The sequence below is a fragment of the Planctomycetota bacterium genome, assembly GCA_016872555.1.
GTDB lineage: Bacteria > Planctomycetota > Planctomycetia > Pirellulales > UBA1268 > F1-20-MAGs016.
This window is the reverse complement of record VGZO01000076.1, coordinates 1-11,442: the sequence shown is the minus strand read 5'-3', so window position 1 is coordinate 11,442 and position 11,442 is coordinate 1. Positions and strand designations below refer to the sequence as shown.

Sequence of the window (11,442 nt, the reverse complement as noted above, 5' to 3'; positions counted from 1 at the left end):
ACGAGCCATCCATGGCCTCGTTCCGCTTGGCCGACCGGTGGGAACGCCAAGGGTTCCCACGGTCGGCCGCCGCCGCATCCCGCGGCGGCAACGGCACGGCCATGCTCGTCACGATGCGCCACACGAGCCATCCATGGCCTCGTTCCGCTTGGCCGATAGCGGCACGTTGAACGCCGCCGAGGGGTCGCCTACAACTGCCACAGAGGATCCATTCCGCCCCGTTCCAGGCCCCCGGCATGACGCCCCTCGACAGCGCCCGCGACCGGCTCCGGGCGATCGGCCGCGAGTTTCACGGGCGGGGCTGGTCGCTGGGCACCAGCTCCAACTACAGCGTCGTCTCGTCGCGGCAGCCGCTCGAGCTGCTGATCACCGTCAGCGGCAAGGACAAGTCGGCCCTCGGGCCCGACGACTTCGTCCGCGTCGACGCGGCGGGGCGCCCCTGCGACGGCTTCGGCCGCAAAGCCTCCGCCGAGACGCTCCTCCACTGCACGATCGCCCGGCTGCTCCCCGACGTCGGCGCGATCCTCCACACCCACTCGGTGTGGGCGACGCTCCTGTCGGGGGCCGACGAGGCGGTCGGCAGCGTGCGGATCGGTGGCTACGAGATGCTCAAGGGCCTCGAAGGGATCACGACCCACGACACGGCCGTCGAGATCCCCGTCCTGCCAAACTCCCAGGACATGACTCCGCTCGCCGAATCCCTCGGGCAGATCCTCGCGCCCCGCTCCGGGATCCGCCGCCCCTACGGCTTCCTCCTTGCCCGCCACGGCCTCTACACCTGGGGTACGAGCCTCGACGAAGCGCGGCGGCACGTCGAGATCCTCGAGTTCCTGTTCGAGGTCGTGTTCCGCACCCGCAGCGCGGGCCTCGCCCCCGCCATGGCCCGCGTGCAGCAGCACCAGCAACAGTGACCCGGACCCGATCCCCCGTTCCGACTCCCGAGGAGACTCCGATGGCGATCGTCACCATTCCCGCCCTCGCGCGACGGATCACCGACCGCGCCGAGCTCGACGCCTTCCTCGCCGCCGAGGGAATCGAGCACGACGTCTGGCCGCTCGAGGATCGCGTCGATCCGGCGGCGCCCCCCGAGGCGATCCTCGCCGCCTACGCGCCGGAGATCGAGGCGCTCAAGCGGCGCGGCGGGTTCGTCACCGCCGACGTCATCGACGTCCGCCCCGAGACGCCGAACCTCGAGGCGCTGCTCGCCAAGTTTTCCAAGGAGCACACCCACACCGAGGACGAGGTCCGCTTCATCCTCCAGGGGAGCGGGATCTTCCACATCAACCCGGTGGCCCGGCCGGTGTATGCCATCGAGGTCCACGCCGGCGACCTGATCAGCGTGCCGCGCGACACGCGCCACTGGTTCGACCTCTGCGGCGACAAACGGATCCGCGCGATCCGGCTGTTCCAGGACATGTCGGGGTGGACGCCACACTACGCTGCCGACGGCGTCCATGGCGGCTACCAGCCGCTGTGCATGGGCCCGGCGCAGCTGGCCGGGCAGGGCGCCGGCAGCGGGGGTACGCGGCTGTGATCGTATTCGACGGCCGCGCCATCCTCCTCGACGTCGAGGGGACCACGTCGTCGATCGCGTTCGTGTACGACGTGCTGTTCCCGTTCGCACGCGTTCACGCCGGATCGTTTCTCGCCGCCCACCGCGGCGACGCCGAGCTCCGCAGGCTCGCAGCCGAGCTCCGCACCGAAGCGGGGGATGCGACCGACCCGGGCGACGACTGGCCGGCCGCGACGGCTCGGGCGGCGCTCGCGCTCATGGACCGCGACGCCAAGACGACCGCGCTCAAGACGCTCCAGGGACTGGTCTGGCGGCACGGCTTTGAGTCGGGGGAGCTGGTGGCCCATGTCTACGACGACGTCCCCGCGGCGCTAGCGGCATGGGCCGACTCGGGGCTCGACGTGCGGATCTACTCGTCGGGCTCGGTCGAGGCGCAGCGACTGTTTTTCGGCTATACCGCCCACGGCGACCTGACCGGCTTCCTCCACGGCCACTACGACACCACGACCGGGCCGAAGCGCGACCCGGAGAGCTATCGGCGGATCGCCGCCGACATCGGCCTCGAGCCGCGCCAGATCCTGTTCGTCAGCGACGTGGGCGCCGAGCTCGACGCCGCCCGCACCGCCGGGATGGCGACGGCCGCCGCCGACCGGCCCGGCAATCGCCCGGTCGACGCCGAATTCGCCCACGACACGGTCACGAGCTTCGCCGAGATCGTCACCTGACGCCGCCAGCCCGACCCGAAAGGATCGCCGCGGGGACATGAGTGCATGAGTGCCACGCCCTCGACCGCCGCCTGTGCATTCGCCGCGGTCGGCTCGACCGCACCCCGGCTCGACGAGGCGCTCGCCGCGGCGGCGGCCGGCGCGCTCGACGGGATCGGCGGCCACGCCGACCTCGCCGTCGTGCTGATCTCGGCCGGCCACGGCGAGGCGATCCGGCCGGCGCTCGAGGGGCTGTCGGCGGTGCTGCCGGTCGAGGCGCTGCTCGGCGCCACCGCCGAGGGGATCCTCGTCGGCGGCACCGAGCACGAATCGGGACCGGCGGTGGCGGTGTGGTTGGCAAGGCTGCCGGGGGCGGAGATCGTCCCGTTCGCGCTGGCCCACGAACGGACCCCCGACGGCGGCACGTTCGTCGGCTGGCCGGTGGTGCTCGAGCAGGCCTGGCCCGAGGGGGCCGGGGTCCTGCTCGTGGCCGATCCGTTCTCGTTCCCGGTCGAATCGTTCATCGCCCGCCTCGCCGACGACCAGCCAAGGGCCCCGATCGTCGGCGGCATGGCGAGCGCCGGGCGCCGCCCGGGGGGCAACGTGCTCCTCGTCGGCGGCCAGTCGTTCGACCGCGGCGCGGTCGGCGTGGTGATCGGGGGCGGGGCGCGGATCCGCCCGGTGGTCTCGCAGGGCTGCCGGCCGATCGGCCGCCCGCTGGTCGTGACGCGCTGCGAGGAGAATTTGGTCCTCGAGCTCGGCGGCCGGCCGGCGCTCGAGCGCCTCCGCGAGATCTACGCGACGCTCGACGACGCCGACCGGGCGCTCGTCCGCGGCTCGCTCCATCTCGGCCGCGTCGCCAGCGAGTACCAGGATTCGTTCGCCCAGGGGGACTTCCTCGTCCGCAACGTCGTCGGGGCCGACGCCGACAGCGGTGCGATCGCGATCGGCGACGTCGTCCGGCTCGGCCAGACCGTCCAGTTCCACGTCCGCGACGCCGCCAGCGCGCATGCCGATCTCGGCAGCCTCCTCGACCGCGCCGCCGCCACACCCCGGCCGGCCGGCGCGCTCGTCTTCACCTGCAACGGCCGCGGCAGCCGGCTCTTTCCCCGGCCCGACCACGATGCGGCGCTCGTCCAGGAGAAGCTCGGGCCGATCGCCGCGGCCGGTTTTTTCGCCCAGGGGGAGATCGGGCCGATCGGCCAGCGCAACTGCCTCCATGGGTTCACCGCCAGCATCGCCCTGGTCGGCCCCGCCTGAGACGGCCGACCGGCCTTGACCCGCGCCGTGGGGCAGGCCTACCGTCTCCTCCCCCGGAGGCGTGCCACGCGATGCGTTCGATTCCTGGCCTGGTCCGTGGCTGTGCCGTGGCGGTGATCGGTGTCGCGACCGGCTGCGCGCATCACCGTCAGGACTACGCCTACGCGCCGCCGCTGGTGGCTCCCGTCTACCCGCAGCCTGCGGGCCCGACGGTGCCCGGCAGCTACGCGCCGCCGTTGGTCACGATGCCGGGGCCCGCCACGGCCGCGGTGCCCGGCCCGGCCGGCACCGCCCCCACCGCTGCCGTCGTCGCCGACGGCCAGGTGCCCCCCTGTCCGCCGATCGACGGCGCCACGCTCGTGGGCGACTGCGGGCCGGCCGATGGGGAGCTCCCCGCCGGCGCGACGCTCGTCAGCGACGAGCCGGTCGGCAACGCACGCCCGGGCGGCACCGTCGTCGGGGCGGGCTACGTGGAACCGACGATGCCCCTCCCGGGTCCGATCCTGCGGTGACCGCGCCGCGTGCGGGCGCGTTCCCGTTCACGGCGCGAGCGGCACCTGATCGGGGCCGGCCACGTAGGCGACCAGGTCGCGGATCTCCTCGGCCGACAATGGCCCGAGTAGGTTGTCGGGCATCAGCGACTCGCTCCCCACGCGCCGGTCGGCGATCGCCGTGCGGTCGATCACGATCTCGTCCTGTGCGGTCCGCACCGTGAGCGTGCGGTCGCCGGCGGCGGTGACGACGCCGGTCACGGCCCGGCCGTCGTCGAGGAGGAACGTCTCGGCGCGGAATCCGGCGGCGACGCTCGCCCCGGGATCGACCATGTTCTCGAGGACGTAGTTGAGGTTGCGCCGGTTGGAACCGGTGAGGTCGGGGCCGAGGAGGCGCCCCGCGCCGAACAGCACGTGGCAGGAGGCGCAGGCGCGGGCGAACACGGCCCGGCCGCGGCTCCGGTCGGCGGAGGACAAGACGGCGGGGGTCAGCGCCGCGGACAGCTCGTCGATCCGCGCCCGCCGCTCCGCCGGTGTGCTCCGGACAGCCCCCCAGACGTCGACCAGCCGGGCGGAGAGCGCGTCGTCGCCGAAGCCGGCGATCTGCCGGGCGTGGAACGCCGATATCTCCTCGCGCCTGATCCGCCCCGCGACGACGGCGTCGACGAGCAGGGCGGCGCTTGCCGGCCGTGCCGCGAGGAGGTCGACGAGCGCCTCGCGGTCGGCGGGGGTGAGGATCCCGAGCCGCTCGAGCGCCTTGGCCGGCACGGCGGGGTCGTCGGACCGCGCCAGCGCCGCCAGCGCCTCGCCGACCACGGCCCGGTCGCCGAGCAGGGCCACGAGCCAATCGCCCCCCGCGGTCGGCACGGTCGGGGCGAGGGCGCGGATCGCCTGCCGCCGGGCCACGGGATCGGCGCTGCCGTCGGCGGCGATCGCCCGCAATTCGGCAGCTCCCCGGCCAACCCCGAAGACGACGTCGAGCTCGCGCACGGCGGCCGCCGCCGTCTCGCCGCCGCGGCTGGCCAGCCGGGGCCCCAGTTCGCGCCATCCGGCAGGTGCCGTTGCCCGGCTCCAGCCACGGAGTCCGTCGGCGAGCCCCCGGCAGACGTCGGCGGCGACGGCCGGCTCGGCCTCGGCGGCCATCACCAGCAGCGCCGTCACCCCCTCGGGGTCCGACTCGATCCCGTCGGCGAGGCGCCGGGCGATCGACCGGCGCAGCGACGGCAGCTTGGCGGCCTTCACCAGCGCCACCGCCCGAAGGGTGTCGTGGGGCACGAGCCCGGCGATCCCGTACCACACCAGCCGCGGCAGCGCCGGATCGGTGGCGAACGTGTCGTGGCTGGCGAGGGCAGTGGCGAGCCGGAACCGCCTTCCGGCGTCGAGACGCGGAAGCAGGCTCGCGAGGTGGAGCGGCACGGGACTGTCGCGCTCCGTCCGTGCGAGCCGGACGAGCACGTCGAGCGCGGCGTCGTCGGGCTGCGGGCCCTCGGGCGACGAGCGGTCGGCGAGCAGCCGCACGCCCCACGCGCGCACGGCGGGATCGCCGTCGTGCAGCGCCCGCACGAGCAGCGCCTCGGGCACACGGTCGAGGGCGGCCAGCGCCCACAGGCAGCGCAGCCGGTGGAGCGGATCGGCGTCCGTGGCGAACGTATCGACGAGCCACGCTGCGTCGTCGTCGACGGCACGGCCGGCGAGCGCTCGCCGCTGCCACTCGCGAACGGCGGCCCGGCTCCACCACTGATCGGTGGCCAGCAGCGCGGCGCGGAGGGCGGCGCCGTCGAGCGCCGTGACGTCGATCGCGCGTGGGCCCGGCCGGCCATGGACGAGCCGGTAGATCCGGCCGCTCGAGCGGTGGACGCCGTCGTGGTCGTGGCACTCGCCGGTGTCGGACCAGTCGGCGATCAGCACCGCGCCGTCATGAGTGGCGACGAGATCCATCCCGCGGAAGAACGGATCGGCGAACAACGCCAGATCGGGACCGTGGCTCGCGGTGAACCCGGCGCCGCGCGGGGCGAGCAGGTCGGCGTTGATCCGCCGGCCGTGAAGGTTGAGCGTGTAGACACGGTCGCGGTACTCGGCGGGCCAGTCGTCTCCCTGGTAGACGAGCAGGCCGATGTGGGCGTGGCCGCCCCCCGCAGCGTCGGTGGCGTCGCTGATCCCGCTGCGGACGTCGCTCCATTTCTCGCCGGTGTCCCAGTGGACGTGATCGGCGACCTGGGGGATCAGGTCGTGGACGTGCGGATCGAGATCGACGCCGTACATCCGCTCGACGTGGCTTCCCGGCACGACGTGCCAGAGGTGGCCGATGACGGTGTTGATCACGAACAACTCGCCGCGCGCGTCGAAGTCGAACCCCCAGGAATTGGTCATCCCGTGGAGCACGCCCTCGACCTGCTTCCGGCCCGGATGGTAGCGCCACACGCCGGTGTTGATCGCCACGCGCTGGCTGTCGCCGCTGCCGGGCAGGCCGATCCGCGACGTCGCCTGGATCCCGTGCCGGCCATACAGCCAGCCGTCGGGCCCCCACTTCAGGCCGTTGGCGGGCGTGTGGCCGACGGCATCGGCGTCGAAGCCGTCGAGGACCGTCTCCGGCGGACCGTCGGGCACGAGGTCGCCGTCGCGGTCGGGAATGAACAGCAACCGCGGAAGATCGAGGACGAACACGCCGCCGAGGCCGACGGCGATGCTCGTGAGCAGTCGGCCCCCGTCCCAAAACACGGTCCGCCGGTCATGACGGCCGTCGCCATCCTCGTCGGCGAAGACGACGATCCGATCGCGAAACTCGTCCGACCAGCCACCGGCGTTGGCACCGCTCCAGGAGTAATTCTCGGCCACCCAGACGTGCCCCCGCGCGTCGGTGTCGATGGCGATCGGGTTGGCGACCGCTGGCTCGGCGGCGAACACCTCGAGCCGGAAGCCCGCCGGCAGCCGCGCCGTCCGGCACACCTCGAGCGGATCCATCGGCCGGGCGGTCGACTTTTCCGTGTCGACCGGCGTCGGAAAAGCATCCTCACCCCCGCGCGTGACGGCGCCTGCCGACAGCGCGAGTACGACAAACAGACCCCTCATCAACAGAGCCCTCATCAACAGACGCCGGCCGCCCACGCCGCCAACTCGGTATCGGAAAGGCACGGACGTCGAATCCACGGCGGTGATGGGCATCGTTCAACCCCCGGATCCTGAAGAGCCAACAACCATGCCGCATCCTATCGAACGTGCCAGAGCCTCGTCTTTCCCAGCCCAGGGACCCGCGAAGCCCCTCCGCCGTCGCCCTCGCATCGGCCCGTCGCAACCTCGTGCGGGTCGATGCGAGGGCAGAGGCGCGAGGGGCGTCCCCCTCTGCAGAGCCCGAGCGGAGGTCGCTCACGTCGACATCGGTCCGCGCCAAGCCCTGAGGCGCGAGGGGCGTCCCCCTCTGCAGAGCCCGAGCGGAGGCTTGGCCACCCGAAGACTCTTGAAGACGACACTCTCAGTGACGTCGGTGGTCTACGCATGGTGCTGCTCCGCTCTCCCACCGTCGTCGTCCCGTCAGGGCAGCGGATGGCGGGCGAAAAACTCCCCGATGATCGGGTTGGCATCCAACGACAGCGCCGACGGGCCGAGGTAAAACGAGTCGGGCACGCGCCCCGGCCAGGTGTGGCCGCCGCCGGTGATCTCGTAGAGGATCACTTCGGCGTCGCTGCCGTTCCCCCAGGCCACGCGCTCGATCGTGATCCCCTCGTCGGCACACGGCACCGTCTCGCGGGCAGGCTCCTCGGCCAGACCGTTGGCCCTCACCCACTCGAGCAGGCCGTCGTGGATCCCGCGGTGGAACGTCCGCGTCACGCTCCGCCGGCCGACGCCCCCGGCCAACGGCGTGAATTGGTCGAGCGACCCGTGGAAGTGGAGCACGGGCACCGGCCGCGACGGCTTGATCGAGTCGAGCGCCAGCGGCCCGGCGACCGGCGCGATCGCGGCCACGATGTCGGCCGCCTCGGCCGCCAGCCGGTAGGCCATCATCGCGCCGTTGCTCATCCCGGTGGCATGGATCCGGCGCCGGTCGATCGGCTCGCGTTGGCCGAGCAGGGCGACGAGCTCGCGGGCGAAGCCGACATCCTCGGCATCGCCGTCGCGCGCCTCGCCGCAGCAGTTGCCGCCGTTCCACGTGAGCATGCTCTCGCGCGTGCCGGTGCCCGCCGGATAGACGACCAGCGCCCGGCCCGCCGCGGCAAGGACGTCGAGCCCCGAGAAGCCGCGCATCATCCCGGGATGGCTGCGGCCGCCGTGAAAGGCGAGGACGACGGGCCATCCGGTCGCCGGCGGCGTCGCGCGCGGCACGCAGACCAGCGCCCAACGGTCGCGCGGGCCGACGCGCACCGCCACCCGCTCGACCCTGAACATGTCCGGGGAATCCGCGCTCATCCTGCCGCCGCCCCGTGATGGTGACGCCACGTGCCGCCATGTCCTACACTTCCGGGCGGCCGTGGGCGAGTGGCAGCGGACGCGTGCGAACGAGGGCAGCGAGATGGTGTTTCCTCGCACCGCCGGGATCCTCCTCCATCCGACATCGCTCCCCGGGCGATTCGGGATCGGCGAATTCGGACCCGAGGCCGTCGACTGGATCGGGGCGCTGTCGCGCATGCGGCAGCGGCTGTGGCAGGTGCTGCCGCTCGGCCCCACCGGCTACGGTGATTCCCCCTACCAATCGCTGTCGACGTTCGCCGGCAACACGCTGCTGGTGTCGTTCGACAGGCTCCGCGACGCCGGGCTCCTCGACGCGGCGGACACCGACGGCTTCCCCCGGTTTCCGCTCGATCGCGTCGACTTCGGCAGCGTGATCCCGGCGCGCCGCACATTGCTCTCCCGCGCCGCGGAACGGTTCACCCGTTCGGCACCCAACGGCCTCCGCCGCGCGGCGGTGGCGTTTGCGGAGCGCGAGCGTGCCTGGCTCGACGACTGGTGCCTGTTTGCCGCGCTCAAGGAGCACTTCGACGGCCGGCCATGGGTGGAGTGGCCGGAAGACGTGGCGCGGCGCGACCGCGGGGCCCTGCGCGTCGCGGCCGGGCGGCTCGCCGGCGCGATCGAGCGCGAACGGCTGCTGCAATTCTTCTTCCACGAGCAGTGGGAGGCGCTGCGCGACGCTGCCCGATCGCACGGGATCGCGATCGTCGGCGACCTGCCGATCTTCGTCGCCCACGACTCGGCCGACGTGTGGTGCCATCCCGAGCTGTTTCATCTCGACGCCGCCGGCCGACCGACGGTGGTCGCGGGCGTGCCCCCCGACTACTTCTGCGAGGATGGCCAACTGTGGGGCAATCCGCTGTACCGCTGGGAGGCACACGCCGCCGACGGCTTCGCCTGGTGGGTGGACCGCCTGCGCGGAGCGTTTTCACGGTTCGACGCCCTGCGCGTCGACCACTTCCGCGGTTTCGCGGCGGCCTGGGAGATCCCCGCCGCCGCCCCGACAGCGGCCACCGGCCAGTGGGTCGAGGCCCCGGGGCGGGCACTGTTCGCCGCCGCGCGCCGTGCCCTCGGAGACCGGCCGATCATCGCCGAGGACCTCGGCCTGATCACCCCCGACGTCGAGGAGCTGCGCCAGGAGCTCGGATTCCCGGGGATGCGCGTGCTGCAGTTCGCGTTCGGTGATCCGCTCGGCCCCGACGATCCCCCCGACGACGACCCGGCCGACCGCGTCGTCTATACCGGCACCCACGACAACGACACCGCCCGCGGCTGGTACGACTCGCCCCCCGATGCCAATCCCGCCCGCCCGGCCGACGCCGTCGAGCGCGAGCGGCACCGCGCCCGCGTGCGCCTGGCCAGCGACGGCACCGAGATCCACTGGGATCTGATCGCGATGGCCCTCCGCAGCCGGGCCCGGGCCGCGCTGTATCCGCTCCAGGACGTCCTCGGCCTCGGTTCAGAAGCGCGGATGAACACGCCGGGACGGGCCTGGGGCAACTGGGTGTGGCGCTTCCGCGCCGAGCAGCTCACGCCGGAGCTCGAGGAGCGGCTCGCCGGGCTCACGATGGACGCCGGGCGCTGCTGAACGGCCGGCCCACGGCAGTGGGCGCCGGTCGCACCCGCCGTGGCGACGCGCTCAGCCCTTCGCAGGCGAGTTCACCGTGGCGCGGGGACGGCGGTAGAGGGCCACGATCCGCTCGGTGGTGGCGGCGATCCGCTCGCGGACGTCGGCTGGCTCGAGCACCTCGACCCACTCCTCGAGGGCGAGTAATTGCGGGACGAGCTCGTCGTCCCACGCGCGGGGGATCACCAGCTCGACACTGCCGTCGGCGAGCCGAGTCACCTGCTGCCGCGGATGAAACGGTTTTTCGCACGCCCACCGGGCCCGGTGCGGCGCGACGCGGAGCCGAAAGCGCCGCGGCGGCACCGTCGCCGACCGGTAGATCGTGATGCTGTCGCCGAGCTCGTCGGCCACGCTCACCGCCCGCGGCGGGAACGGCCGCTTCGTCACCCGCGCCACCTCGACGCGGTCGAGCTTGAAAAACCGCAGGCCAGGCGCGGCCGCAATGCCCTTCGCCACCGGACAGGCGGCCACGTAGAGCACACCGTCGTAGAGCACCAGCGCGTCCGGCTCGATCGTGCGGCGCTGGGCGTCGCGGTCCCCCTGGCCGCGGTACCGGATCTGGAGCTGGAGCCGCTGACGGATCGAGCGGTTGATCGCGGCCAGGAGCCGCGGCTCGTAGCGTCCCTCCGCCGGCCGCGGGTGGACGACGAGCCCCTCGCGGAGGGTGTCGGCATGGGCGACCAGCGCCGGCGTCGCCAGCGCCTCGACGCGCGCCAGCAGCGCCGCGATCCCCCGCCAGTAGACCGTGCCCGCCAGCGGGGCGAGGAAGTCGCGGGCCACGAGCAAGGCGAGCAGCTCGGGCAGTGCCGCCGTCGGCGGGTCGAGGCGAGCCTGCCACGTCCCGCGGGCCAGGGTCCAGCACTGCCGCTAACGCCCCGACCCATCGACCGCGCGGACGCAGCGGAGCGGATACCCGAATTCCTGGATGAAGCCGAGATCCCGCCGCACCGTCCGGTTGGAGAGCTCGTCGATCACCCCCCGGTCGCGGAGGCGGTCCTTGAGGTCGACCACCGACAGCGGACGCCGACTCGCGCCGAGGACCTCGACGAGATGGCAGATCCGCAGCAACTGCTCATGGCGTCCGAGTGAATCCATACTACCGACATCCCCCGAACACCCCTCGCGAGAGGTGTTTTGCGTCCGTTCATTTCCTCATCATTTTCTCACATGGCCGCTTTGCGGCCTGATTTTCGCCAATAGGGTAGCTCGTGTGCGTCGTGCGCGTGAGGGATGCGCCCGATTCCGGCGGGTCGGCGCGAATTCGGACGGAATCGCGAATTCGGGACCAAGCGGCGGTGTTGGTTTTCAAGGGGGGCATGGTGCAGGTCATGTTTCCCAAGAAGGCAGTTCCAGGAGAGAGGGATGTCACGGAGCCAGGGTCGCCAGCCGAGGCCCCCACATCTCATC

At 72.8% G+C, this 11,442-nt stretch carries 10 protein-coding genes; 6 read left to right on the top strand and 4 right to left on the bottom strand.

Annotated elements, in window-relative coordinates; all coding sequences use genetic code 11:
* Positions 1-236: 236 nt before the first annotated feature.
* The 5 genes from mtnB to FJ309_16110 all read left to right on the top strand — a co-directional run bounded on the left by mtnB (position 237) and on the right by FJ309_16110 (position 3,989).
* On the top strand, positions 237-911 hold the full coding sequence (mtnB, locus tag FJ309_16130) for a methylthioribulose 1-phosphate dehydratase (protein ID MBM3956112.1): 675 nt from the start codon (positions 237-239) through the stop codon (positions 909-911).
* Between the two features lie 41 nt (positions 912-952).
* Positions 953-1,534 carry a cupin domain-containing protein gene (locus FJ309_16125; GenBank protein ID MBM3956111.1) on the top strand — a complete coding sequence of 194 codons (582 nt, stop codon included), beginning with the start codon at positions 953-955 and terminating at the stop codon, positions 1,532-1,534.
* A complete protein-coding gene (gene mtnC, locus FJ309_16120; protein MBM3956110.1) occupies positions 1,531-2,238 on the top strand; it encodes an acireductone synthase in 708 nt (235 codons plus the stop codon). Before FJ309_16125 ends, mtnC begins: the two co-directional genes overlap by 4 nt.
* A 45-nt stretch (positions 2,239-2,283) precedes the next feature.
* Entirely contained in the window at positions 2,284-3,477 is a 1,194-nt protein-coding gene (locus FJ309_16115) for a hypothetical protein (GenBank protein MBM3956109.1), read from the top strand.
* Positions 3,478-3,548: 71 nt separating this feature from the next.
* Positions 3,549-3,989: a hypothetical protein gene (locus FJ309_16110; GenBank protein ID MBM3956108.1), complete on the top strand. Its 441-nt coding sequence runs from the start codon at positions 3,549-3,551 to the stop codon at positions 3,987-3,989.
* Between the two features lie 27 nt (positions 3,990-4,016).
* Here FJ309_16110 and FJ309_16105 read toward each other — a convergent pair whose 3' ends face one another.
* Positions 4,017-7,130 (bottom strand): c-type cytochrome, encoded by a 3,114-nt coding sequence (locus FJ309_16105; protein MBM3956107.1) that lies wholly within the window; start codon positions 7,128-7,130, stop codon positions 4,017-4,019.
* Positions 7,131-7,496: 366 nt separating this feature from the next.
* Positions 7,497-8,348: a hypothetical protein gene (locus FJ309_16100; protein MBM3956106.1), complete on the bottom strand. Its 852-nt coding sequence runs from the start codon at positions 8,346-8,348 to the stop codon at positions 7,497-7,499.
* A gap of 124 nt (positions 8,349-8,472) precedes the next feature.
* On the opposite strand from FJ309_16100, the gene malQ reads away from it, so the two are divergent.
* Positions 8,473-9,996: a 4-alpha-glucanotransferase gene (gene malQ / locus FJ309_16095; GenBank protein ID MBM3956105.1), complete on the top strand. Its 1,524-nt coding sequence runs from the start codon at positions 8,473-8,475 to the stop codon at positions 9,994-9,996.
* 51 nt (positions 9,997-10,047) lie between these two features.
* On the opposite strand, the gene FJ309_16090 is transcribed toward malQ, so the two are convergent.
* Both FJ309_16090 and FJ309_16085 read right to left on the bottom strand, forming a co-directional pair.
* Positions 10,048-10,887, bottom strand: a complete 840-nt coding sequence (locus FJ309_16090) for a WYL domain-containing protein (protein MBM3956104.1) — start codon at positions 10,885-10,887, stop codon at positions 10,048-10,050.
* Positions 10,888-10,902: 15 nt separating this feature from the next.
* Positions 10,903-11,130: a hypothetical protein gene (locus tag FJ309_16085; GenBank protein ID MBM3956103.1), complete on the bottom strand. Its 228-nt coding sequence runs from the start codon at positions 11,128-11,130 to the stop codon at positions 10,903-10,905.
* Between the last annotated feature and the right edge of the window lie 312 nt (positions 11,131-11,442).